Below are 25,268 nucleotides of genomic sequence, written 5' to 3' on the forward strand. Positions count from 1 at the left end.
GTTAACACCATGCTGCGCCGGGCGGCGCGCGTATCGGACGCTCAGAAGCGGTAGCCCACGTTCAGCCACGCCATTGGCTGGCTATGGTGAGGCTCGGATCGCGGCTCGCCGCCGCGCGTGCGCCACGCCGCGATCAGGGAAGCATTGAAGGCGCGGTTGTCATAACGCAGGCCGGCACCTGCACCAGCCAGGGTGCGGTGATTGCTGTCGCTGGTCCAGGGGTCGCGGTTGGAGGTGATGCGGCCGGCATCGTAAAACAGGTAAGGCATGAATGCTCCGGCGGCATAGCGCACTTCGAGTTGCAGCAGGGCGCCCGCATCGCCGTAACCTTCGCCACCGGGATAGGCGCGCACGCCATTGCGGCCACCGAGGCCGAATTTTTGCGACGAGTCCAGGTTCTTGCTGGCCCATTGCGCTGACAAGCGTCCATACACGTCCACGTGCTCGGCGACCGATTGGATGCGAGCGAGGTCGAGGTTCAGTTTCGAAAAGCGGCCGGCGCTGCGGGCCGTGGCTGCGTCGGTCTCGAGCAAGGCGCCATCGAGACTGAGGCGGCCCGGCGTCCAGGAAACGGCACCGTAGGTCACGCCGCCCCGCAACAGATTGTCGCGCACGTCGAAATTGACGGCGATCGGCACGGTGTTGCTGCTCTTGTCGCTGTTGCTGTCCGTGGCGCCTTGCTGGTCGCGCAGGCGCTTGTGTTCGAGCGTCGCCGACAAGGTGATGTTGCGGCGCTGCGAGCGCACCAGCGGGTAGCTAAGGCCCGCACTGCTGCCGTTGGCTGTACCGGTCGCATTCAGAGCTGCGAAGCTGTCTCCCAGCGCATAGTACGAACGGCTGTAGCCGATACGGCCGTGCAGGCCCGTTGCGCCGAGAGGCAAGGCGTATGCGGCGGAGCCGAACCACATTTGCTCGTTGGTGTACATGCCCTGCAGCGAAATCTGGTCACCTAGCGTGAATGGGCTATCGATGTCCAGGCTGGCGTGTGCGCGCGTGCGACCGGTGTAGCGGGTGCCGTTGTTGTCGAGGCCGATCTCGCCCGCATAGCGATGATCGCGCTGCACTTCGATAGCGAGGTCGCCGGTGCCGACCTCCTTGCCCGGACGGACTACAGGCACGCTGCGCACGCCCGGCTGGTCGTCGAGGATCAGGGTGACGCGTTCGAGTTCGTGGCTTTCGATGACGCTGCCCGGCTTCAGCGGCGACAGGAAGTGCTGGGCCGCGGGGCTCAGGGACGTGTCGCCGTTTGCGGTGATGGAACCGTAGCGGCCTTCCAGCACCTCGATGCGCAGGACGCCCAGCTGCAAATCCTGTTGTGGCAGGTATGCCCGTGCAAAAGGATAGCCTGCGGCACGGTAGTAGGCGGATAACTTGTCGGCCAATGCGCTGAGGCCGGTGAAATCGAACGTCTTGCCAACCACAGGGCCCAGTTCACGCAAGAGTTCGTCTTGCGTGATCAGGGTGTTGCCGGTGACCATTACCTGTTTCAGCGTGACTGTCAATCCGCCAGGTGGAACCGTCGCGGGGGGAGGTGGGGGAGGTAGCGGGAGGGGCGGCGCGGGAGTGGGTTCCCGCAGCGCCCGCTGCCCGTTTTCCTGTAAGGATTGCGTACCTTGCTGTGCAAGGGCTGCCTCGGCAAAGGCGTAAAAGATGGCGATGGTCAGAATGGTGTTAGCTGGTCTCATGTCGGCTTTCAACGCTGTCTGATTGGCAACACCATTCTATCGTTACTTTTGGTCGTTTGTCGCGGTTCCTTGGTTGCTTGCGTCGGCCGATGGCATCTGGATGCCGCCGGAGACCACAAACACGCTCAGGAACTTGACGTCGCGGCCTGCGGTGAGGCTTTGCGTCGCTGGCATGTTGTCACGGTTGCTGGTTCCGGATTGCACGTTGCTCGAGTCACTTACATCGGTGTAGTTCAAGCCACCCACGCTCAGTGAAGGCAAGGTCGGGGTCGCGCCGCCGATGGTTACGGGGCTCGCGGCCTGGGCTGCAATGGCGGTCCTTGCGTCAGGGGCGGCTGCTGGCGTAGCGGCCGGTGTTGGAGTTGCGATTGGGGTTGGCGCTGGCGTGGCTACAGGCGCAGGTTCAGGCGCAGCGACGGGAGCAGGTGCCGGAGCCGGTACGACTTGCGGAACCTGGGCCGCCGGAGTCGGAACAGGCGCAGGTTCAGGCAGCGCGACTGGCGCAGGGGCTACCGGTACGACTGGTGCCGGGGTTGGAATGGCCACTGGCGTCGGCGCAGGCGTCACTACTGGCGTCGGCGCTGTGACCGGTGTCGGTATTGGAGTTGGAGCCGGCGCTGGCACCGGAACTGGAACCGGCGTTGGCGCAGGCACGATGACCGGTTCAGGAACCGGCGCCGGGACAGGAACGCTCACCGGCTCAGGGACAGGCGCCGGGACGGGCACACTGACCGGTTCAGGAACCGGCTCCTGTGCAGGTACCGAAACAGGTTCAGGTGCAGGCGCCGGCACAGGCGCAGTCTCCGGAACAGGAACGGGAACAGGTGTCGGCGTTGGCGCTGGAACAGCCGTAATGCTGGCCGTGCTTGCCCCGCTACCGGAGAAGCTGTAGTTGCCGGCATCGCTTCCTGCCAGCGCAAGTCCAGCCACGCTGACGCTCAGCCCGGTACCTGGAGTAGCCTGCGCAAACTGCGCGCTTGCCGCACTGCTGTCGATGCTCACATCATCGCCGCTGATGACGCCGGACAGGGAACCACTGGAGGTGAGCGCCGCTATGGTATTGCCGTCCTCCACTTTGTCTGCGGTGGCCAGGTCGCCCACGCTCAACGCTTTAGGGAAGATGGAGGCCGTCATCCCGGCCGGCATCGTCAACTGATAGTTCGAGGCCAGGCCGGTACCATCAGCGAGCACAATGCCGCTCACGGAAACCGCCTTGTTATTGCCCGCGTTGCGATCTGCAAACGCCCCGGTCTGGCCGGAGAAGCTCAGAGTTTCCGAACCGACCAAGCCACTCAAGGAACCGCCTACAAGGCTGGCGCCCGTGGTCCCGTCATAAGTCTTGTCGGCCGCCGACATGCCGACGATTGTCAGCGCTTTGCGCGCGATGGACGCACTGGTGTCGGACTGGCCCGTGATGATGTAGTTGCCGACGTAATCGCCGCCGTAGCTGCTGGCGATGTTGACCACCTTGGCAGCGCCGGCATTCTTGTCTGCGAACGCGCCGGTTGCCGAAAGGCTGATCGTCTCGCCGGAGACGAGGTTGGAGAAGACGGCATTGCTGGTGTCAAGCTGTGCCGCAGTGGTGCCATCATAGGTCTTACCGGCTGCAGTAATGCCGGACACAGTCGTCGCGCGCGGTGTGATCGCCGCAGTAACGCCGGTTGGCATCGTCAGCTCGTAGTTCGATGCCAGGCCGGTACCGTCAGCGAGGACGATCCCACTGACGGAAACAGATTTGTTGACGCCGGCATTGCGATTCGCAAATGCACCGGTCTGTCCGGCGAAACTCAAGGTCTCCGAACCTACCAGGCCGCTTAACGCGCCGCCGGCCAGGGTGGCGTCAGTCGTGCCGTCATAAGTCTTGTCGGCAGCCGACATGCCGACAACGGTGAGGGCTTTGCGAGCAATAGTCGCGGCCGTACTGGCTTGGCTGGTGATGGTGTAGTTGCTGCCGCCGCTATAGTTGCTGTTAATGGCCACGACCTTGTCGCTTCCGGCATTCGCATCGGAGAACGCGCCGGTCGCCGAGAGGCTGATGGCTTCGCCGGCAACCAGGTTGGAGAATACTGCGTTGCTGGTATCGATCTGCGCCGCCGTGCTGCCGTCGTAAGTCTTACCGGACGCGGTGATGCCCGACACCGTGGTAGCGCGCGGCGTGATCGTGCCAGTCACCCCGGAAGGATTGCTGATGGTGTAGTTCGAAGCAAGGCCGGTTCCGTCCGACAGCTGCAGGCCGCTCACAGTCACTGCTTTGGCCGCGCCGACATTCCTGTCTGCGAAGGCGCCGGTCAAGCCCGAGAAGTTCAAGGTCTCAGCGCCAACCAGGCCGTTCAAGCTTCCGCCGTTCAGCGTTGCCGAGGTATTGCCGTCGTAGACCTTCTCGGCCGCCACAAGCCCGGTCAGGGTCAAGGCCTTGGCCGCGACGGATGCGGAATTCGCCGCGCCGGCTGAGCCCAGGCCGGGCAGGCTGTAGTTGGACGCCAGGCCGTTGCTGCCGTTGGCCAGCGTAATGGCATTCAGATAGCTTGCACCGTTCACATTGGCGCTGTTCGCAGTGGCGCCCGCGTAGTTCAAGCTCTCGCCGGAGACCAGGTTGCCCAGCGTGACATAGCCGCTCAAGTCGGTGCTGCCATCATAAATCTTCGCCGCCGTCAGCGTGACGGGACGAGCAGTGATGCTGGCGGACGCGCTGGCCGAAGTGTTGGCCAGCGTGTAGTTGCCGGCGTCGGCGCCACTGAGGGTGATGTTGCTGATATCGACCGTGTAATTGCCAACGTTCTTGCTGCCAAAGGCGCCGCTGCCACTCAGGCTGACCGCATCGCCGGCCACGATGCCGGTTGCAGAAACAGCTGCTGCAGTCGTCCCGTCATACACCTTGCTGGAAGCAGTCGGGGTCAGGTTCTTCGGCGTGATGGTATAGCTGCCCGTGTTGAAATAGCCCACGGCATAAGTAGTCCCCGCGCTGGTGTAGCTGGATGGATTGGCCGCATCGGCGTTCAGGCTGGCATAGGAAGCTGCATTCTTGCTGCTGGTTGTGTAAGACACCGCTGGCGTCAGCGCCGAAACGGAGAAGCCATTCGGGCCGCCCATCGTGGTGAAGGAAAGGCCGGTGGCGGTATTGTTACCGTCGTAGGTCTTGGTGCCGGCAGCATTCTGGATCACGTAAATCGGCTGCGTCGACATGCTGACGGCCTGGTAGGTCGCGTACAGGTAACTGTTGTTCGAGCCCGGGATGACCAGCGTGCCGCAGTTCGGGTAAGGCGAAGCGCAGCTCGACAACTGCGGCGACTGGGTGTAGGCCGACAGTTGTGGAACGCCGTTCACGAGCACCAGCCAGCTGGCGACCGAGTTGCCCTGGAATGCCACGCGCGCCCGATTGCCGTAGGAGACCAGTCCGATCGCGCCCTGGTCCAGCACCGCCTGGGTATTGCCCGCAGTAGTGTTGACGGCGTTCAGCAGCATGCCGCCGCCAGCCGAGTTGCCGACCGTGGTGAGGGTGTTCGAATTGCCCTCGAAGGCGACGCCAAACGTTTTGTTGCCGGCGGTGCTGACGCCGGTGATGAACAGGTTGCCGGTGCCGGAGTTGATATTCGCATTCGACATGATGTACACGCCGCCGGTGACGCCCGTATAGCTGCCGTTGTTGGAGCCAACCAGCGACTTGCCGTTGATGACGATGTTGCCGCCGCCGGACAGGACATTCATGCCGCGCTCCACGACCACGGCAGCGGTGCCGGAGCTGGAATTGAGTGCATAGCCAAAACCATTCGCCTGTGCGCCCGCATTGCTGCCGACCATGATATTGCCGCCATTGCTCTTGATATTGGCATTGATGTCGACACCACCCAGCGTGGCGTTCGCCGCGTTGGCCGCGCTCAAGGTCACGCCAAGCTTGCCGACGGTGGAACTGATCTCGCTGTTCACGGCGATATTGCGGTCGGCGCGCAGCGTCAGCGTCGCATCGCCGCCGGCGGTCTTGCTGATTGCGCTGGCGACGGTGATGTCGCCGCTGCCAGAACCGGTACTGCCGTAATTCGCGAGGCTGGACTGGGTGGTGATGGTCACGCTGGTGCCCACGTTCAGGGCGCTGACGATATTGCTTGCCGCGCTGGCGTCGATCGTATAGTTGTACGGATCGATCAGCCAATGGCCTCCCTGTCCATTTGCTGCGCTGGCGTCGATCTGCACGGCACGTGCCGTCGCGACGTGCGCCGCGGAAGTCTCGATAAAGCCGCCGTTGCCGCCGACCGGCGCGCTGGCATCGAGCTTGCCTGCGATGTCGATGCGGCCGTTTTCCATATCGCCCAACAGCAGGATCTGGCCCTGTTCGCCGGTGGCCAGGGTGCGCGCTTGTACCACGCCATCGTTGTTGATGACGGTGCTAATCAGGTCGCCGGCCGCTTTTGCAGTCATCAGCACATTGCCGCCGTCGGCACGAATGGCGCCGCCGTTCTCGATCAACGCATCAATGGCGCCTTTCCGGACCTGCAGCTTGACCGGGCCGCCGAGGTCCAGCATCACCTCGCTGCCGGCGCCCAGCAGCACATTCCCGCGTTCGGCCGAAATCTCGCCGACGTTGCTGACATGCGCCGCCACCAGGGCTACCGAGCCGCCGTTGAAAGCCTTGATGTTGCCCTGGTTGATGACCGCGTTGGCGCTCGCGCCTTGCAGCGTGTAGTTACCGGACATGAAGTCCTGGTTGCTCATGTTCAGGGTCGAGGCGAGCAGGCCGCCCACATTCACCTGGGCCGTAGGCGAGAACAGCACGCCGTTCGGGTTCAGCAGGAAGACCTGGCCATTTGCCTTCAGTGCGCCCTGGATCTGCGAAACGTCGCTGCCGGTGACGCGGTTCAGGGCGACTGCGGAAGAGGAGGGCTGCACGAAGTTGACAGTATTCCCTTTGCCGATCGAGAACGAATTCCAGTCGATCGCCATCCTGGCGCCGCCCTGGTTGATCGTCATCGAGCTCCCTTGCTGGCTGATCTGGCCTTGGCCGGCGACGACCACGCCGCCGGTAGGCAGGTCGGCCGCCAACGCTGCCCCACCAAGCAAGGACAGGCTCGCTGCCGCCATCGCGCGACGCGTGGCGCGCGCGCTGCGTGCTTTGCCATGGGCTCCGCCCAGTTCGGAACGTACTTGCCACATGCCCATGCTGGCATTCCACACAACTCGGAAAATCCTGTTCATAACGCTACCTCGGACGTTGAAATGAGACGGATCGGGCAATCGCGTTTGGATAAACGGAGCCAGACTCGGAACAGCAGGATTCAGGGCTGTGGGAACTCGGTCGCCTTGGACGGCGGAGCGGTGCGCGGAGGTAGGGCGTCACCAGGAAGATGCAATTTCTCTACGGCAATGACGATATTACACAGGTTTACCAGTTTTCACACGGCAACTTCGAAAAATAGTTCTCGGCGTTGGTACAGCGCATCACCTTTCGAAACGCAAGCCGCCTCAGGGCAGCCAGTTGATGCGGCCGCACGCGGCCAGGGGCTTGCTGTCGCGCGGAAGACGAATGGAATAGCGATCTTCGGCGCCGCCGATGATATGGGTGGCCCCATCGAAGGGAATGACCTGCACCGGTTGGCAAGCCTGGTAGTAGCCTGGCGTGCCCGGGTTGATGCCGCGCATGACAAAGGCGATCCAGCGCCCATCGGGCGACCAGGCCGCGCCTTGTACCGATAGTCGAACCGAGCCATTGGCGATGCCTGCGGAAGGCTGCGTAAGCAGTTGCAATTTGCTGTCGCCGATGCGGGCCGCGTAAAGCAGACCGAGCGGCACCCTGGCCTGTGTCTCAAGAGTCAGGATGACATGTTTGCCGTCCGGACTGGCTTTCAGGCTGGCGCCTTCCACATCGGCGCCGCCCGGTATCTCGAGCCTTGTTTGCGAAATGATCCCTTCGCCGGGCCTGGCGACGACCAGGGCGTTGCCGGCCAGGTAAACGTAGCGGCCGTCAGGCAGCCAGTCGAGCGCGTGCGTCGCGCCTTGTGTCGGGTAGCGTAGCGGCGAGCCGTTCTCGATCAGCTTCAGTTCCCGGCCGATGACGAAAAGGCGCGGCTTGCCCTCCTGGTTGGGTTGCCAGTATCCCAGCAGGTATTTGCCATCGGGGGAGGGGATGGCGGAACGGAATTGTGGGTCCAGGCCTCGTTCGCGCAACGGCACCAGGTTGATGGCAGCAAGCACGTCCATCGTGCGGCCATCCATGAAGGCGAGGTTGCCGAGCGGATCGGTTCGCAAGAGCGTTCCGCTGCCTGCGGGGTGCCCGGCGGCCCAGGTGTCCGCGCTGGTTTGGCCTTTCGCAATTTCGCTGCGGGGCATGCGTTGCGTCTTCCCGCTGGAAAGTTCAACCAGGCTCGTCTCAAAAGCCTGCTGGCGGCCGTCTTCAATCAATAGCCTGCCCGGCAGGACCGGCGGGGAGCGGCGCATATCGGCTGCTTGCGACGCAAAGCTGGATAAGAGAAGCGCCAACAGGAGCGTGCGACGAGTCAGTTCAGGCCTGGACATGGGCTTTGCAGGGCGAGTGTCGAGGCCGGCCATCGTAGCACGGTATCCGGCGCCTTTGAAAAATAGGGGGCAACCGAACTCAAAACTAGGTGCCAGCACCAATTCGCGCTTCGTCCCAACTCCCTAAAGTGCTGGACATGCAGCCGCGCCACATCGCGTAGCCAGCATGTTCGCAGCACTTTCACAGACCCGAAGTCCAAACAAGGAGTTATGCAATGGATGCCCAAAACAATGCTTCCGCCATGCAATCGAACCAGATGTTTCCCCCGATGCCCGACGCACTCGATATGCCGTCGCCACAATCCGCTGCCGACATTCGCCCAGGCCTGACTGGCCCCGGCGAACTGGTGAACCCGGAACTCCTGCGTATCAAGAGCGTGCGGCCAGGCTGCTACTTGCTGAACTACACACCGAGCGGGATCCACCTGGCGACCTACGACGGCACGATGCGCGTGGAAAAGCATGCCGATGGACGCACTGCGAGCGGCGACCTGTATCAGCGCCCGGTCCTGTTCTTGCCCCTGAAGAGTGCCCTGCCGGCTGACCTTGCGCGCCCGCTGCTCCTGGCGGGGCCGAATCCGGCCAACGGCATCCCGATCCTGTCGCGCAGCCGTTATCGCTACTACCTGCGGGTTACCAAGATCCTGGAGAACTTCACCTTCGGGAACAGCTTCACCCTGGGCTTCGAGATGTGGCGATTTACCAAGAACCCCGGCGCATGGAATACCGGCGGCACCTGGAGCAAGGAAGAGATGACCGCACAGATGAGCTGGCAGCCCGCCCCCGCAGGGTTCCCGGCGCCTAACCACTACCTGGCCGGCGACGTGAAGAATGCCGCCAATGTCATTGTCGGCCGCTTGACGATGGGCTGGGTCTCCGAATTCCTGCGCAAGGCAACCATCGAGGTAGACCGCGTCAGCCAGTCCGAGGCCGTGATCAACAATGGCGCCGGCGTGGACTGGGCTGCCGTCGGCAAGAGCGTCGACTGGGACATCAACGCGATCCAGAGCAATAACAATGTTGCCGAACCAAGCGGTATTTCGTGGTCCAACGGCGAAGCCCATGCCGCCATGCTGGCGAAACGCGACGCGTCCAACCTGGATGTGGAATGGCGCTACCACGTGCTGGCCATGCGCAGGCTCGACGAGACCGAGCGCGGCATCATGTACGACAACGGCGGCACGGATTCCAATAACGTCCCGCGCGAAGGCTGCGCCATTTCCTCCCACTGGACCATGCCGAACACGGCGGAGTGGGGCACGGTAGCCGGCCAGCGCTTCGGCACCGCGGCCGCGCCATATTTCCGCACCGCGGTGCACGAAATTGGCCATGCCATGGGCCTGTACCACAACACCGCCGACAACGGCTACCTGTGCACCACCGACGTGATTGCCTCGCGCTCGCTGAATCCGGGCAGCCTGCAATTCCCAGCCAATATCCAGTGGTCCTACAACCCGGATGATGCCAAGCGCCTGCGCCACATGCCGGATATCTACGTGCGTCCAGGCGGCCTGCCATTCGGCACCAGCTACGGGTCCACGCCAATCAGCCCGACCGACATGGAACTGGAGATCGACGGCCTGAGCATGTTCGTCACCCCGGTCGCCAGCGCGGTGCCAATCGGTGCACCGGTGCGCGTGAACATCACGATGCAGAACCAGTCCAGCACCCCGATCGCCGCCCCTAACACATTGAGCATGAAGAGCGGCATTGTGCGAGGCAAAGTCATCGACCCTTGCGGCACGATCCGCAGCTTTGCGCCGATCGTCATCTGCGTTGAAGACGACCAGGTTGAACCGCTGGAAGCGCAGGGCACCGTGGAGCACTCGCTGACCCTGCTGCGCGGCGGCCAGGGGGCACTGTTCCCGATGCCAGGCGCTTACCGGATCATCGTCGAAGCTCGCTGGGACAATGGCGGCCTGGAATGCACCTGCACCGGCGAGAACACGGTGATGGTGACATCCGCAGTCGACCAGGCGCATGCGGAAGCAGCCTTGAAAGTGCTGTCAACGCCCGACACGCTGTTGTCACTGGCCATCGGCGGCGACCACCTGTACGAAGGCATGGCCGCTATTGACGCTGCAATCGCCAATCCGGTGCTGCGCCCGCACTTCGCCTATATCGAAGCCAAGCGCATGGCAACGCGCTTCCGTGATCGCAAGGCCGACTTCGGCGCAGCCGCCAAACTGATCGACAGCAGCACGGTCATGAGCCCGGCCGAATTGAAGCGCGCAGCGGCCTGGGTCAAGGATGCAGGCCCCAGCACGGCGCCGGGCAAGCAGCTGGCCAAGGAGTTGACCAACAAAGCCAAGGGAATGAAGATCAAGGACGGATTGAAAGATCTTGCTGAACAGGCTTGATGAACGGAAGGGGAGTTCACTCCCCTTGCATATCCGCTGAAGGATCAAGCACCCATCAATCCCTGGCCACACACCCGGATCGTCTGCCCGCTGATTCCGCAGGCGCCGGGTGTGCACAGGAAGGTCACCAGCTCGGCGACATCGCGTGGTTTGCCGCCTTGCGCCAGCGAGTTGAGGCGCCTTCCGATCTCACGCGTCATGAAAGGCATTTTCCGGGTCATTGGCGTTTCAATGAAGCCCGGCGCGACGGCATTGAAAGTGATCCCGCGTGGAGCATGCAAGCGCGCCTGTGCTGCAACGTAGCCGATCAAGGCTGCTTTCGAGGTGGCGTAGTTTGTCTGGCCAAAATTGCCGGCGATGCCGCTGATCGAAGACAAGCAGACAACGCGCCCACTTTCGCGCATCAAAGCCTCCTCCTGTATTCGCTTGTCGATCGCCGCGATGGCCGCAAGATTGATGTCAAGCACCTGCTCCCATTGGCGCGCTTCCATCTTGGCCAGCGTCCGGTCACGTGTCACGCCGGCGTTATGCACGACAATGTCAACGCCGCCGAAGTTCTCCTTCAGGAATCGTGCAAGCTGCGCCGGGGTATCAGAAGCGGCGATATCGAGCGCCAATGGCAATCCGCCGATTCGCCTGGCGACGGCACTCAACTCATCGGTGGAAGCCGGCATATCGAGCGGCACCACTTTGGCCCCTTCCTGCGCCAGCCGTTCGGCCGTTGCAAGACCAATGCCGCGCGCGGCGCCGGTGACCAGTGCGACTTTGCCTGCCAGGGTCGCAGTCAAAGGCAGGGTGCCTGGAGCATTCGTTTCGGCCGAAACGTGCACCACCTGGCCGGTGACGTACGCGCATTGCGGCCCGCAGAAGAAGCGCACCAGGCCGTCAAGCCGATCCAACGCCTCTTTCTGCACGCTGGCCAGGTTCGCAGTAACACCGCGCCGGCCAAGTTCCTTCGCCAGCGAACGGACAAAGCCCTCCAATCCACGCGCCACGGCCGCCGCCACAGGATCCTGTGTGGAATCGACCGGCGGAGCAACCAGCAGCACGCGTCCATTGCGAGCGATGCGCCTGATCTCCTGGTGAAAAGCCGAATACACGGCCCGCAGGTCGACGACGCTGCGGCAGCCGGTTGCATCCATCACAAAAATGTCGACGGATTCCACCGCTTCCTTGGCGCCTGCGCGCTGGAGCGCAGCCGTAAGTGTAGAAGACGCATAAGCACCCTCCGTGGTCGCAAGCAGGAAGGACTTTGACAGGAAGGGCTGCGCGACGTAGGGATCGGCAGAACGATGCAACTCAGTCGGGTTAGGCAGCCCAATGGCGCGGACGACAGGACCGATGACGGGCCAACGGTTAATTTTGATCAGGGTATCGGACATGTACAGTTCAGGGCAAGTTGGCAATCCGGGACGAAACTATACTACCGAACCCCGGCAAGGCTAATAGAGCAATCCCACGAATTCTCAGGCAGCCTTTGGAACTGTCGTCGGCGCGGCCTTGCCCGCAACGTCAAATTGGACCCGTTCGATGTCTGGAATTGTCTTGTACCGCAAGACTCGGTATCCCGCGCTCTGTAACAGGGCATCCCTATTGGCATCCTGCGACTCACGGCCACGGTGGCTTGAGTCGTCGAGTTCAATGACAGCTGCAATCTCAAATGCTTTTGTGCAGACGACAAAGTCCGCGACCTTTTTATCGAAGCGATTCCGCGTCGCCCGGTCCTTGGAGGTTATGAGAGCGGAGAAGGCGACTTGTGAAAGCACTACAGCATTGGGGAATGCTTGAACCAAGCGGAAGTACATGGCTTGCTCGTTTTCGGACACGGGTCTGCGAGCAGTTATCACCCCAATTTTCCCGCGGCTGTTCTTCTTTGCTATGGTTGCGAGCGCGCTGATCATTGCGACAACGAGCGCCATGATCAGCAAATACGAGAGTTTCAACGTCCACCTCCAGGCTATAGAAACGGAAAATTATAGCGAACCGTTCCTCACATTTCCTAAAATCAGATGGCAGATTCACAATATACCGCCCAATAAGACGCTGACTTTCCCGCAACTAGGTAATAATGCCGCCTCAGTTAATTGTGCCGTATGGCAATAAAGAGGCTAATGATGAAAACGACAACAGCATCCCCCGCAGCGCGAATCCTGGTGGTGACTTTGACGGCGATGATGGCGGGTTGCGGCGGCGGCGGTTCCGAGCCATCCAGTTCGTCCGGGCAATCGCTTACTTCCCCGGGCACCACGCCGACTACCCCGACTACTCCCACGTCGCCGACTACGCCCACCACGCCCACCACGCCCACCACGCCGACCACTCCGACGACGCCGACTACACCCACGACCCCGACCACCCCAACAACGCCATCCGGCGGCATGGCGGCAATCAACACCAGCAGCAGGGCGGAAGTGGCGGCCTTTTACAACACAACCATGCTGCCTGCCTTCTCGGTTCCGATGCAGTGGACGGGGTCGACCCAGGGCTGTGTCGCCGGTACCACCTCTGCCGAATATAAGGCGGCTGTGCTCAATACTGTGAACAGCTTCCGGGTACTGGCCGGTTTGCCAGGGAATGTTTCCCTCAATCTCACGCATTCGGCGATGGCACAGCAAGCGGCCTTGATGATGGATGCGAACTCCCAGCTAAGCCACTCGCCGCCGACTTCGTGGAGTTGCTATACGGCTGATGGCGCGACGGCAGCGGGCAGGTCCAATCTGGCGCTGGGCAACGCAGGACCAAATGCTGTGCGGGCGTATATTGCCGATAGCGGCACTTCGAGCCTGGGGCACCGCCGCTGGGTGCTCTATTCGCGCCTTGGCGAGGTTGGGACTGGCGACACGACGCGAGCCAATTCGTTGTGGGTATTTGACGGAACCGTCACCGCACCGGCGACTGTGGCGGAAACAGGCGTCGCCTGGCCGGCGCGTGGCTACGTGCCCTGGACCACGAAAGTCGCCGACCCTAGCCACCCTTGGAGCTTCTCTTTGCCCGGCGCAGACTTCAGCGGCGCGAGCGTGACGATGAATAATGACCAGGGCAAAGTGCTCTCCGTCAGCAATGTCGGTCAGCTGCCAAGCGGTTACGGCGACAACACCATGAGCTGGAAACTGGATGCTCCCGCAAGCGAATGGTCACGCTCTCCGGCCGACACCAAGTTCAATGTCCAGATCAGCAATGTGAAAGTTGGCGGACAAGCCAAGTCTTTCCAATACAGCGTTACCTTCTTCGTGCCATAAGTTGAAGATTTTCCCGGCACAGTAGAAGAGGGGAGTTGACCAGCTACGTCCGCAGTGTGATCACTGATCACTGGACGTAGCATCAAGTCTGAATTGCTGAAACCAGTCGGTGCTTGTGACGTTTGCACTCGGCATAGATCAGGTCCATTAACTTCCTGTCCGGTTCAATCGTCCCGCGCATCACTGGAAACGGTTTGCACGCATTTCCGCGTTTAGCCCGGAGTTGAAACTCCATACGGCGGTCGCTGTGCCCGAAGCGGCTACCACTAGCGCCGGCGAATTCGCAAACAGATAGGGACTCGCCACGTACTCGTGGATGGCCGCGGTGTTCCACTGTTTGGTCCTTGAATAGAAATGGGCCGCAATCGGAAGATTGTCTTGTACTGCTGTGACGATTACATTGCCAGCTGAATCGGCACCGATTCTTGGTTCAGCCAGAATACCTGCGCGGGGAAGCACGGTTTGTGGCTCTGACCATTGAGATGAGGCGGCATCAAAGCGAGCGCCATTGATCGCATCGCCTTCGAGCCAAACTGCCGTGACATTGCCCGTGCTGTCGATCGCGATCACTGGAGGATTCACCCCGACGAATGAGGCGCTCTTGTCCAGGCGACGTATCGGACTCCAGGCAGCCCTTCGCACGTCGTAAATCGCTGCGTGCGCGGTTGGACTTGCCATCATCCCATATTCGCGCTTCCAGCTGAGTGCAACATTGCCGTTTGCCGATGCAGCGAGTCGCAGCCCATACACAGCAGATTTGTCGAGTTCAAGAGGGGCACTCCAAGAGCCATCGCTCTTGTTATATCGCGAGACCTTCAATCCATTCTCGACCCATGCCGCGACAGCATTGCCGCTACCGTCGACTGCCAAGGCATAACCGTAGAAGTAGTTGCTAGACGCGGTGTCCAGGCGCACTGGAGGGCTCCATGTGGATGTCTTCAGATCGTAGCTTGACGCAAACAAACCCGGCGCAGTGGCAAATCCGTAGGCCTGGCTGAAAAAATACAACTTTCCAGATGGATCTGCAGCCATAACTGTCCCGTCGAACTTCGCGGTGGCGGGAACCACGCTTACTTCGGTCGCTGCTTCCCACGTCGCGAGATCGGCACGATAGCGCTTCAGTAGAAAAGCGGAATCGCCATTCCGGTACTCGTTCCAACCCAGGTAGACGTCCCCTGTTGGTGCGCTCACCATTTGCACGCCACCAATGGGATTGGATTCGGCAGCAACATATAGAGGCGCCGGGGCGCTCCAACTGTTCTTTTGTGCATCGAGCAGGCTGAAATATATTGTGTTGGGGGCGGTCACTGCGTACCAGACAGCGACGGTATTCCCCTTGCCATCATTAGCTATCACCGGCGCCGTCCCGGCTGTGAAATAGCTCAGGCCACTAACTTTGCTCGACGCAGCAGCCCAATGTTGTGCCGCTGTCGTAAAGCTCCGGCTCGTCGCTGCTCCGAGTGTTCGTCCATTGGTACTGGCGATGGTCGCGCCAAGGTCCAGTTGATATGTCGTGTTGCCTGGAAGAGGAAGTGTGGTGGGGAGTACCCGAAGTTCGTTGCCGGTCGCCGATACGGTGACTGGTACGACAATCCCATCCGGGCCAGAAAGCTTGAGCGCGCTCGCGTTGGCTGTGCCTGCATCGATTGGCTCGCTGAAGGTCAACGTTAGCGCAGCTTCGCGCCCCACGTTGGCCGCCTTGTCACCAGGTTGGCTGCTTAGCAAGGTGAATGGCTGCGGCGCCGTATTAGCTTCGGTACTAGGGGAAGAACTGCTACCCCCGCCGCTCCCGCAGCCAGTAATGGTAGCGAATAACAGGGAGGCGGAGACTTTGAGGAATAGGGCTGGAATTTTCATAGGGTGCCGATTTTGCCAGTAAGCACCCTGGTTGTCCATCTGGTAATAAATGATTGCTTATTGTCATATTCCAGACGCTGTTGTGAGAGGAATTATCAATTCGTTCTAAAGATTAGGCGGCTTCGGTCCAGAGAATTTGGTTAGAGCGCGGTCATCAACTTTGCGTTTGACTGCTGAGCGCTACGATGGGCAGGCGTAAGGGCGATAACGGCCACGCAGCATTTGACATAATATAGATTATGCGAAGTTATGGCTATTCCCATAGATCCTTCAATCCAACCGCCAAGGCATCAAAAACCGTCTTGCAACGTGCACTGTGCCGCAAATCCGAATGCATGGTGATCCATGTCGTCATTGTCATGTGCATTTCCCTTTCCAGGACACGAACCAGGGTCTTATCGCGCTCCGCCAGTCCAACCTGGTATGCGCCAATGCCCGCGCCTGCACGGACCAAGGCCATTTGCGCCAGATTGCTGTCTGTCCGGTATGCGAACCCTTCACGCTTCCAGGCGCCCAGTTTTGCGCTGGCCGCCCGCAGGAATGGCGTCTCCATGTCGAATCCGATCAAGCTGTGACGCGCGAGGTCCGCAACATTTTTCGGTTCGCCTTGCGTCGCCAAGTAATCCCTGTGCGCGTAGAAACCGACGGCGACCTCACCGACGCGCTGCGCCAATAAAAGATCCTGCTGCGGCTGCGTCATCCGCACGGCGATGTCGACCTCTCGACCAAGCAAGTCCTGGACTGCGTCGCTCAGCACGAGTTCGATCGCCAGTTCAGGATGTTTGGCGCGAAGCGGCGCCAGGATCGATGGCAGGATTTCTATGCCTACGACTTCACTTGCCGAGATCCTTACGGCGCCGCGAACGGCACTGTGTCCGTGGGCGCTGCGTTCTATCGACGCGGCGGCGTGCTGCATTTCTTCGAGTTGGGTCCGCAACTGCAGTGCGGCCTCCGTTGGCTGCAGCCCTGACTGGGAGCGCGTAAACAAGGCCAAACCCAGGCCGGACTCGAGTTCGGAAACGTGGCGCCCGACCGTTGGCTGCGTCAATCCCAGCGATCGCGCGGCGCCGGATAAGGACTGGGCGTCCAAAACGTGCAAAAAGGTCCTGTACAGATCCCAGGGAATCGACTTTGTCATACAAATTTGTATAGCCGCTACAAGGATTTAGGGAATTTTCGTTGGGCCTGAGTTTGGCCATAATTTGCTTCATCGTCAACTCAAGGGAGCATGTCATGGATCGAAAATCGGTATTGATACTCGGCGCGAGCGGTGGAATCGGCGGCGAAATGGTTCGCCAACTCGTGGCGCGAGGCTGGACAATTCGTGCGCTGAAACGTGGCCTGGGCGTAGCAAACCGCATGGCTGACGGCGTCGAATGGATTGAGGGCGACGCAATGAACGCGCTGGATGTCGGCAGGGCGTCTGAAGGGTGTTCTGCCATCGTCCATGCCGTCAATCCGCCAGGCTATCGAGGCTGGAGCCAGCTGGTCTTGCCGATGATTGACAATACGATTGCCGCTGCGGCCTCGCAAGGCGCGACCATCGTTTTGCCGGGAACCGTCTACAACTTCGGCCCCGACGCCTTCCCGGCCCTGCGTGAAGACTCGTTGCAGCGCCCTCTTACACGCAAAGGCAAAATTCGCGTCGAACTGGAGACGCGGCTACGGAAAGCCAGCGAGCGTGGAAACGTGCGAACAATCGTCGTCCGTGCGGGGGACTTCTTTGGACCCAATGCCCGGAATAACTGGCTTTCGCAAGGGATGATACGGCCCGGCGAGGTGCCGGCAGAAGTCAAATTGCCAGGTTCACCCGGTATTGGGCATCAGTACGCATACCTGCCGGACGTTGCGGCCACCATGATTGCTTTGCTCGAAATGCGCGACAAGTTGCCGCGTTTCGCCAGCTATCACATGGCCGGTTATTGGGATCATGACGGCACCGAATTCGGACGCGCGATCCAGAGCGTAATCGAGTCGCACGGCGCAAAGCCTCCGAAGCTGAAGGCCTTTCCCTGGTGGCTGGTCCGCCTCGCGGCGCCGTTCAACGAAACCCTGCGTGAAATGCTGGAAATGCGCTACCTGTGGCAGCGCACCGTTCGAATGGAAAACCAGCGGCTGCGGAATGTACTCGGCGCCGAACCGCATACACCGCTGGAAACCGCCCTCGCCTGCACACTTGGCAGCCTTGGCTGCCTTCCTGCCAGGTCTTAACGGGCTTTGGCTGCAGCCTTGGCGCGCGCCGCGTGCAATTTCCTGTAACTGTCGATCTTGCGCTGATGCCTGTCGAGGCCTTCCAGCTTCATGCTGGTCGGGGTCAGGCCGTAGAAACGCACACTGCCGTCGACCGAACCGGTGACCGCGTCCATTTTTTCGTCGCCAAACATGCGGCGGAAATTGACAACGTAATCGTCCAGCTCCATCTCTTCATCCAGCAGCACTTCGAGCACCGCGCTCAGGGCCTGGTAGAACAGGCCGCGATCCAGCGTGTTGTCGTTGTACTGCAGGAAGGCGTCGACCAGTTCGCGCGCGGCTTCGTATTCGTTGAGGGCCAGGTTAATCAGCAGCCTCAATTCGAGCACAGTGAGCTGGCCCCAGACCGTGTTCTCGTCGAATTCGATGCCGATGAGGGTCGCAATATCGCCGTATTCATCAAGTTCGCTGTTTTCCAGGCGTTCGAGCAGTGCTTCTAGGCTCTCGTCGTCCAGCCGGTGCAGGTTCAAAATATCGTTGCGGAACTGGAGCGCCTTGTTGGTGTTATCCCAGATCAGGTCTTCCACCGGATAGATTTCCGAATACCCTGGCACCAGGATGCGGCAGGCAGTCGCTCCCAGCTCGTCGTACACGGCCATGTAGGACTCCTTGCCCAAGTCCTGGAGGATGCCGAACAAGGCGGCGGCTTCCTCGGCATTCGAGTTTTCGCCCTGGCCGGAGAAGTCCCATTCAACGAAGTCAAAGTCCGATCTGGCGCTAAAGAAGCGCCAAGACACGATACCGCTGGAATCGATGAAATGCTCGACGAAGTTGTTTGGTTCGGTCACGGCGTTGCTGACGAAAGTCGGACGTGGCAGGTCGTTCAGGCCTTCAAAGCTGCGCCCCTGGAGCAATTCGGTCAGGCTGCGTTCCAGCGCGACTTCAAAACTCGGATGTGCGCCGAACGAGGCAAACACGCCGCCCGTGCGCGGATTCATCAACGTCACGCACATCACCGGATAGGTTCCGCCCAGCGATGCGTCTTTCACGAGTACCGGGAAGCCCTGTTCTTCCAGGCCTTTGATGCCGGCCAGGATGCCCGGATATTTCGCCAGGACTTCCTGCGGAACCTCCGGCAAGGCCAGTTCGCCTTCCAGGATTTCCCGTTTGACCGCCCTTTCGAAAATCTCGGACAGGCATTGCACCTGCGCTTCCGCCAGCGTATTGCCAGCACTCATGCCGTTGCTGACAAAGAGATTCTCGACCAGGTTGGTCGGGAAGTACACCACCTCGCCGTCCGATTGCCTCACGAACGGCAAGGAGCAGATGCCGCGTTCGACGTTGCCGGAGTTGGTGTCGTACAGATGCGAGCCACGCAGTTCGCCATCCGGGTCGTAGATTCCGCGGCTGTATTCATCCAGGATCTCCGCCGGCAGCGCGTCTTTGCGGCCCGGCTTGAACCATCGCTCATTCGGATAATGCACGAAGTCGGCGTTGGCGATATCTTCGCCCCAGAATTCGCCGGCGTAGAAATGGTTGCAGCTGATTCGCTCGATGTACTCGCCCAATGCAGACGCCAGTGCGCTCTCCTTGGTCGAGCCTTTGCCATTGGTGAAGCACATTGGCGAGTGCGCGTCGCGGATGTGCAGCGACCAGACATTGGGAACGATATTGCGCCAGGATGCGATTTCAATCTTGATGCCGAGATTGGCCAGCAGGCCCGACATATTGGCGATGGTCTGCTCCAGCGGCAGGTCCTTGCCTGGAATGTAGGTGCTCGTGCCGGATGCCGCGTCGATGGTCAGCAAGGCCTGTGCATCGGCGTCGAGGTTTTCCACTTCCTCGATGATGAATTCCGGGCCGGCCTGCACCACCTTTTTGACCGTGCAGCGGTCGATGGAGCGCAAGATGCCTTCGCGGTCCTTGGCCGAGATATCCGGCGGCAGCTCCACCTGGATCTTGAAGATCTGCTGGTAGCGATTTTCAGGATCGACAATATTGTTCTGCGAGAGACGAATATTCTCGGTCGGGATATTGCGAGTTGAGCAATACAACTTCACAAAGTACGCGGCGCACAAGGCCGACGAAGCCAGGAAATAGTCAAACGGCCCAGGCGCCGAGCCGTCTCCCTTGTAGCGGATTGGCTGGTCGGCGATGACCGTGAAATCGTCGAATTTGGCTTCCAGGCGAAGCTTATCGAGAAAGTTGACCTTAATTTCCATGGGAATGTTCCAAAATAGTGCTCAAAATAGCGTGCCCGCTATTATCGGCTCTTTTCAGGCGCACCGCAAAGACTGTCAGCCGATCTTGCTGGGCGTGACGAACGCCAGCGCCTCTTCGAACGATTGCAGCACCAGGTCGACGTGCGAAGCGATGGTTGCGTGCTCGTTGCCCACATCGTCGCGCGGGCGGATCGTTACCAGTTGCACGTCGGGCAAGGCCGCCCGCAACTCGGTCACGGCCGATATCCACGCTGCCGGCGCACTCTCGATCGGGTAGGCAATGAAGACCGTGGACACAAGGTTGTCGGCTCCCGGGTCGTCCTCTGGTCCTGCAGGATCAAGGACAAAGCTGCGCGCGTCCAGCTTCGCATCGCGGAACACCAGGACCAGCAACTCGCTCAGGAACTCTTCGCGCACGCCTGGCATGGAGGTGCAGACAATGACCGAACGCGCAGGCACGTCCAGCGAACCTTGCCAGCGCCCCAACCTTTCCTCGCGCTGATGGCGCAAATGGGCGCCAACGTTCTCGTCGAGCATGGAGATGTTGCGGCGGCGGGCGCGGCTTGGCGCGTGGCCGGCGTCCAGCGTATCGGCCACCATTGCGACTGTCGCGCGCAGACGGCTTTCCTGGCCGCTTTGCAGCCCTGCCCCCGCCATGGCGAGGCCGGGCAGCAGCACCCTGTCGCAATAGCGAGCCAGGGTCGACTTGCGCAGGAAGGTGCGTGCGTCTTCGATAATCGCGTTGGCATCGCCGCTCAGCACCCGGTGGTAGAAGCGCTGCGCTTCATTGGTATTGGGCGATTCCGCGAACATGATGCTGATCGGCTCCAGGCTCTTGATATAGCGGCCGCCGACCACGATGCACAGCGTGAGCGGCGTGGAGAGCAGCAATCCCAACGGACCCCAGATAGCCCCCCAGAACAGCGCCGACACGATCACCGCCAGCGGCGACATGCCAACGCTATGGCCATACACGCGCGGCTCGATCACGTTGGCGACGAATACTTCGAGCACGATGAACAGCACGATGGCGTAAACAGCGAGCGTCCAGCCAGGTTCGACGGCGGCGGCAAACAGGGCGATTGCGGCGCCAGCGATCAGTGCGCCGATATAGGGCACGAAACGAAGTGCTGCACAAAGTGCGCCCCACAGTGCGGCGTGCGGAATGCTGATCAGCCAGAGCGCGATCGAGATCACAACGCCAAACGTCAGGTTCAGGAGCAACTGGGTGAAGAAGAAGCGCGATACGCCCTCGGCCGCGTCCTCCAGGCCTTTGATGGTGCGACTGACTTCGCGCTGGCCCACCAGCCGCAGGACGCGATCCCGCAGGTTTTCCCGGTCCAGCAGGATGAAAATCATCAGCACCAGCACGAGGAAAGCCTCGCCCAGGGGTCCCGAAACCACGCCGATGGCCTTGGCGATGGAATCGCTGGTGCTGGCGTGTTCACGAATCTCCACCGGCACCGGCCGCGGGCCCGTTTCAAGTGCGCTTGCCGATGGCTGCTCTTCCAGCAGTTGCGGCGCCAGGCGTGCCAATGGATGCTGGGCCAGTTCTTCCAGCGACTTTGACTTGGAACGGATTTCGGCGGTGTATTGGGGCAGGTCCGAGGTCAGCGCCATGACATTGGCGCCCAGGATCGCGAAAGCGCCGGCAAACAGCACGATCACCAGCGCCAGCGCGCCGAAGGTCGCATTGACGCGGGAAAGTCCGAGGCTGCCCATGGTGCGGATCAAGGGAGCCAGCGCGAGGCTCAGCACCAGCGCCGTGACCACAGGCTGCAGCACCTCCCTGCCAAAATAGAGAAGGCCAAGCATACACGCCGCCGTGACGGCAAAATTCACTTTCATTCGGTTCCACCCATGCCAATGCCAGCCGCGATCATACTTGATCTTCGTCGGCCTGATGGCAATGAGCCCAGGCTTCATAACTATCAAGTGCAACGCACGCTTGACTTTGGTGTCCAGATGGACAATATTGCCTACCAGCAATTGGAAAGGATTCCACTTACGGAGGCGTCATGTTCACCAAACACAGGATCACCCGCGGCTTGCCCCTTGCCCTCGCCACGCTGCTGGCAGCTTGCGGCGGCGGTAATGGAAGCGACAGTACGGCACCGGGAACGGTGCTCAAGGCCGAGAGCGCGGTGCAAACAACGGAAATTGCCTTGACGCCGGCAGGCGCCACCGCTTCTGCGGTTGAACGCGGCGACCTGTCTGCCGCTGCGGCCATCGACCATAGCGACGGCACGCGCTGGAGCAGCGGCTTTACCGACGACCAGTACCTGACGCTGGATTTTGGCAAGCCGGTCGCCATCAACCGCGTCAGGATTGCCTGGGAAAATGCCCACGCAAGCGAATATCAGCTTCAGGTATCCGATGACAACGCTACCTGGACCACGATCAAGTCCGTGCAAAACAGCCAGGGCGGCACCGAGGACTGGTCCGGCCTCGCTGGCCAGGGCCGGTATTTGCGCATGAAGGGTATCAAGCGCTCCTCCCAATACGGCTATTCGATCGTCGAGATCCAGGCGTTCTCCGGCACGCCGGCCTCCCCCACCCCGACACCGCAACCGGAACCGCTGCCTGGCGACCCTGCTGCGCCTGGCGTTGCGGTGAAGCCGCTCGCCGCAACTTCGTCCTCGGTGGAGAACGCGGGCATGTCGGCCTCCGCCGCGATAGACGGGCTGGCCAGCACGCGCTGGGCCAGCGCTAGGGAGGATGGCGCCTGGATCCAGTTCGATTTCGGCGCCCGGACCGCCATCGGTTATATGAAGCTGGCTTGGGAAAATGCCTATGCGAAGCAATATTCCCTGCTCGTCTCAGACGATGGCAGCAACTGGTCGCAACTGCGCCTGGTCAGCAACGGCCGGGGCGGCACGGAAGAATTCTTCAACCTCGGCATCAATGCCCGCTATGTCCGCATGCAGGGCATTGCCCGCGCAACGCAATACGGCTACTCGCTGTTCGAGGTGGAGTTCAAGTCGCCGGGCAGCGACAACACCTTGCAGCCCGGCGCGACGTCGGCGTTGCGCTTCCCGGCCAGCGGCCAGGATATGGTGCCGTTGCCAGCGGCGCCATCTCCACTGGAGACGCTGCAATTCACGCTGGCGGACGGCACCCTTGTCACCCGCTTCGGCGCACGCGGTTTCGCACGCCACGGCCGCGAGCGCGGCGAGGAGTGGAATGAAATCGGCTACGGCCCGAACGAGACCGTCGATCCGGCAACCGGACAGGCTGTCGATAAAGGCCCCGGCAACTACCTCACCTTCGTGCCGCAGTACTTCAAGAACCGCACCTGGGGCGTTGAAATCGTCGACAACAGCCGCGTTCCCGGCGTCACCAAGCCTACCCTGGTCGTCAACCAGTACACGACGGTCGATTTCCTGTCCGGCGGAATTGCCTTCTTCCGCGCCATCGACCGCCCGGGCGTCACCGGTTATGGCTGGATGGCGCCGGGGGAGCTGGTCGATCACAATGTCAAGGTATGCAAACCGACGCCCTACCCTGCGGCCGGCCAGCTCTCGGCCCCGGGAGGCATCAATGGCGCCTGCACGCTGCTGGTCAAGCAGTATCCCGGCATGAACGGGCTCGATGCAGACGGCTTCCCGAATGGCAGCAATATCCCGGCGCGGCCGCTGGTGCTGGGCGATGCGATCGAAGTTTCTCCCTCCATGTTTTCCACTACCGAGTCCATGCTCGGCAAGGGCGATAGCGGCGGCATCCGCTACTATTCTGCGGAATGGATCTATGTGGTCGGCACCGGCCTGCGCCCATGGTACGGCGTGCAGCCGCGCCTCAATTCGGTGCCGCTGCCGCCGGAGACCCTGTCGGGCGGCCTTGGTTCGGTGTCCTACAACTATTCGGACAACGGCCTGTTCATGTTCCAGCAGCCGCAGAACAATGCAGGCATGCAGAATATGCAGCGCTTTGTCGAAGGCCGCCGCCTGATCCACACCAGTTTCGCCACGGGCGACCATAATGAAGCCGGCAACGACCGCTACACACCTGCCGTGGGCCTGCAAGGCCCGCGCTTCAACCAGTCGGCCTGCATCGGATGCCACGTCAACAATGGCCGCAGCCCGGCGCCATTTGCCGTCAACCAGAAGCTGGACACCATGTCGGTGCGGGTCGCCGTGACGGGAGCGGACGGCCAGCAGTTGCCGCACCCTCTGTACGGAACCGCGGTGCAGATGAACGCCTTCTCCAGCACCGGCGCTCCACAGAACTGGGGCACCGGCGTGCGAGTTTCCGGCTTCGAGGCACGCTCGGTAACGCTGGCCGACGGCACGGCAGTGGAATTGCGCAAGCCCCTGCTCGCCTATGAAGGACCGGCGCCGGAGATTGCGTCACTGCGCGCCGCGCAGCCGATGATCGGCACCGGCTTGCTGGAAGCGGTTCCCGAAGCCGATATCCTGGCCCGCGTCCGCAGCGCCCCGGATGCGGATGGCGTCAAAGGCATCGCCAACTTCGTCTTCGATCCCGAAACCGGCGCGGTGCGCCTGGGCCGCTTTGGCTGGAAAGCCGCCAAGGCAACGCTGCGCCACCAGGCCGCAGCGGCACTGTTGCAGGACATGGCAGTGACATCGCCGGTCTACCCGAATCGCAGTTGCGGCAGCGACCCTGCCGGCTGTAAAACTGCCACTGCACAGCGCGGTGTGAGCGAGGCCGAACTACAGCTGATCTCGCAGTACCTGGCCCTGGTCGCCGTTCCTGCACAGCGCAGCCTGCCAAGCGGTTTCCCGAAAGGCGTGGCGCCGCTCGAAGAATTGCGCGTCGACGCGCAGCAAGTAGGCGCCGGATCGCGCCTGTTCCAGGCCATGCGTTGTTCGGCATGCCATACGGTGGAAATGCGCACCGGCCCTGGACATCTGCTGGCGGAGCTGCGCAACCAGGTAATCCGCCCCTATACGGATCTGCTGCTGCACGACATGGGCGCCGGACTGGCCGACAATTTTGTCGAAGGCCAGGCCAGTGGCGGCATGTGGCGTACCGCGCCGTTGTGGGGTATCGGCTATACCGACAAGGTGATGGGCAATGGCGGCAAGGCCGGCTACCTGCACGATGGCCGTGCGCGTAACCTGACCGAGGCCATCATGTGGCACGGCGGCGAGGGTGAGGCCTCGCGCCAGCGCTTCGCCGCCATGTCCCCGGCGGACCGTGAAGCCTTGCTGGCCTTCCTGAAATCGCTGTAAGTACGACAGCCGTGCCGGC

Annotated in this window: 14 protein-coding genes; 4 read left to right on the forward strand and 10 right to left on the reverse strand. The window is 61.4% G+C overall.

The features are described 5' to 3' along the window. Positions 1-41: 41 nt before the first annotated feature. From ACN9MY_RS17070 to ACN9MY_RS17080, 3 genes are all read right to left on the reverse strand, one after another. Positions 42-1,685, reverse strand: coding sequence for a ShlB/FhaC/HecB family hemolysin secretion/activation protein (locus ACN9MY_RS17070; protein WP_426335827.1), 1,644 nt, complete (start codon positions 1,683-1,685; stop codon positions 42-44). A gap of 42 nt (positions 1,686-1,727) precedes the next feature. Next, positions 1,728-6,872 (reverse strand): YDG domain-containing protein, encoded by a 5,145-nt coding sequence (locus ACN9MY_RS17075; RefSeq protein WP_426335828.1) that lies wholly within the window; start codon positions 6,870-6,872, stop codon positions 1,728-1,730. Between the two features lie 267 nt (positions 6,873-7,139). Then, positions 7,140-8,111 (reverse strand): hypothetical protein, encoded by a 972-nt coding sequence (locus ACN9MY_RS17080; RefSeq protein WP_426335829.1) that lies wholly within the window; start codon positions 8,109-8,111, stop codon positions 7,140-7,142. Between the two features lie 293 nt (positions 8,112-8,404). Between ACN9MY_RS17080 and ACN9MY_RS17085 the strand changes: the two genes are divergently transcribed. Beyond that, positions 8,405-10,549: a hypothetical protein gene (locus ACN9MY_RS17085; protein ID WP_426335830.1), complete on the forward strand. Its 2,145-nt coding sequence runs from the start codon at positions 8,405-8,407 to the stop codon at positions 10,547-10,549. A 44-nt stretch (positions 10,550-10,593) separates the two neighbouring features. Here the strand turns inward: ACN9MY_RS17085 and ACN9MY_RS17090 are convergent, their stop codons facing one another. From ACN9MY_RS17090 to ACN9MY_RS17100, 3 genes are all read right to left on the reverse strand, one after another. Then, on the reverse strand, positions 10,594-11,931 hold the full coding sequence (locus ACN9MY_RS17090) for a 3-oxoacyl-ACP reductase (protein WP_426335831.1): 1,338 nt from the start codon (positions 11,929-11,931) through the stop codon (positions 10,594-10,596). A gap of 84 nt (positions 11,932-12,015) precedes the next feature. Then, positions 12,016-12,492, reverse strand: a complete 477-nt coding sequence (locus ACN9MY_RS17095) for a DUF2726 domain-containing protein (RefSeq protein ID WP_426318033.1) — start codon at positions 12,490-12,492, stop codon at positions 12,016-12,018. 137 nt (positions 12,493-12,629) lie between these two features. After that, entirely contained in the window at positions 12,630-12,893 is a 264-nt protein-coding gene (locus ACN9MY_RS17100; protein ID WP_426335832.1) for a hypothetical protein, read from the reverse strand. A gap of 34 nt (positions 12,894-12,927) precedes the next feature. Here ACN9MY_RS17100 and ACN9MY_RS17105 point away from each other — a divergent pair, with 34 nt between their 5' ends. After that, positions 12,928-13,788 carry a CAP domain-containing protein gene (locus tag ACN9MY_RS17105; RefSeq protein WP_426335833.1) on the forward strand — a complete coding sequence of 287 codons (861 nt, stop codon included), beginning with the start codon at positions 12,928-12,930 and terminating at the stop codon, positions 13,786-13,788. A 180-nt stretch (positions 13,789-13,968) separates the two neighbouring features. Here ACN9MY_RS17105 and ACN9MY_RS17110 read toward each other — a convergent pair whose 3' ends face one another. Together ACN9MY_RS17110 and ACN9MY_RS17115 are read right to left on the reverse strand one after the other, a co-directional pair. After that, on the reverse strand, positions 13,969-15,645 hold the full coding sequence (locus ACN9MY_RS17110) for an Ig-like domain-containing protein (protein WP_426318034.1): 1,677 nt from the start codon (positions 15,643-15,645) through the stop codon (positions 13,969-13,971). Positions 15,646-15,898: 253 nt separating this feature from the next. Further along, positions 15,899-16,783, reverse strand: a complete 885-nt coding sequence (locus tag ACN9MY_RS17115; RefSeq protein ID WP_426335834.1) for a LysR family transcriptional regulator — start codon at positions 16,781-16,783, stop codon at positions 15,899-15,901. A 95-nt stretch (positions 16,784-16,878) separates the two neighbouring features. On the opposite strand from ACN9MY_RS17115, the gene ACN9MY_RS17120 reads away from it, so the two are divergent. Continuing rightward, complete coding sequence (locus ACN9MY_RS17120) at positions 16,879-17,856, forward strand: NAD-dependent epimerase/dehydratase family protein (protein WP_426335835.1); 978 nt, start codon at positions 16,879-16,881, stop codon at positions 17,854-17,856. Here ACN9MY_RS17120 and ACN9MY_RS17125 read toward each other — a convergent pair. Continuing rightward, complete coding sequence (locus tag ACN9MY_RS17125) at positions 17,853-20,057, reverse strand: OsmC domain/YcaO domain-containing protein (protein WP_426335836.1); 2,205 nt, start codon at positions 20,055-20,057, stop codon at positions 17,853-17,855. The genes ACN9MY_RS17120 and ACN9MY_RS17125 overlap by 4 nt on opposite strands. 75 nt (positions 20,058-20,132) lie before the next feature. Beyond that, positions 20,133-21,905, reverse strand: a complete 1,773-nt coding sequence (locus tag ACN9MY_RS17130) for an AI-2E family transporter (protein ID WP_426335837.1) — start codon at positions 21,903-21,905, stop codon at positions 20,133-20,135. Between the two features lie 170 nt (positions 21,906-22,075). Between ACN9MY_RS17130 and ACN9MY_RS17135 the strand changes: the two genes are divergently transcribed. Further along, positions 22,076-25,249 (forward strand): di-heme oxidoredictase family protein, encoded by a 3,174-nt coding sequence (locus tag ACN9MY_RS17135; RefSeq protein ID WP_426335838.1) that lies wholly within the window; start codon positions 22,076-22,078, stop codon positions 25,247-25,249. Positions 25,250-25,268 lie beyond the last annotated feature (19 nt).

The sequence above is a fragment of the Pseudoduganella sp. R-31 genome (genome assembly GCF_049913235.1).
In the GTDB taxonomy this organism is placed as follows: Bacteria; Pseudomonadota; Gammaproteobacteria; order Burkholderiales; family Burkholderiaceae_D; genus Rugamonas.

Bases quoted from the DNA above. Each gene is read 5' to 3' on its own strand.
- ACN9MY_RS17070 (WP_426335827.1), bottom strand. From the start codon at position 1,685: ATGAGACCAGCTAACACCATTCTGACCATCGCCATCTTTTACGCCTTT.
- ACN9MY_RS17075 (WP_426335828.1), bottom strand. From the start codon at position 6,872: ATGAACAGGATTTTCCGAGTTGTGTGGAATGCCAGCATGGGCATGTGG.
- ACN9MY_RS17080 (WP_426335829.1), bottom strand. From the start codon at position 8,111: ATGCGCCGCTCCCCGCCGGTCCTGCCGGGCAGGCTATTGATTGAAGAC.
- ACN9MY_RS17085 (WP_426335830.1), top strand. From the start codon at position 8,405: ATGGATGCCCAAAACAATGCTTCCGCCATGCAATCGAACCAGATGTTT.
- ACN9MY_RS17090 (WP_426335831.1), bottom strand. From the start codon at position 11,931: ATGTCCGATACCCTGATCAAAATTAACCGTTGGCCCGTCATCGGTCCT.
- ACN9MY_RS17105 (WP_426335833.1), top strand. From the start codon at position 12,928: ATGGCGGCAATCAACACCAGCAGCAGGGCGGAAGTGGCGGCCTTTTAC.
- ACN9MY_RS17110 (WP_426318034.1), bottom strand. From the start codon at position 15,645: ATGAAAATTCCAGCCCTATTCCTCAAAGTCTCCGCCTCCCTGTTATTC.
- ACN9MY_RS17115 (WP_426335834.1), bottom strand. From the start codon at position 16,783: ATGACAAAGTCGATTCCCTGGGATCTGTACAGGACCTTTTTGCACGTT.
- ACN9MY_RS17120 (WP_426335835.1), top strand. From the start codon at position 16,879: ATGGATCGAAAATCGGTATTGATACTCGGCGCGAGCGGTGGAATCGGC.
- ACN9MY_RS17125 (WP_426335836.1), bottom strand. From the start codon at position 20,057: ATGGAAATTAAGGTCAACTTTCTCGATAAGCTTCGCCTGGAAGCCAAA.
- ACN9MY_RS17130 (WP_426335837.1), bottom strand. From the start codon at position 21,905: ATGAAAGTGAATTTTGCCGTCACGGCGGCGTGTATGCTTGGCCTTCTC.
- ACN9MY_RS17135 (WP_426335838.1), top strand. From the start codon at position 22,076: ATGTTCACCAAACACAGGATCACCCGCGGCTTGCCCCTTGCCCTCGCC.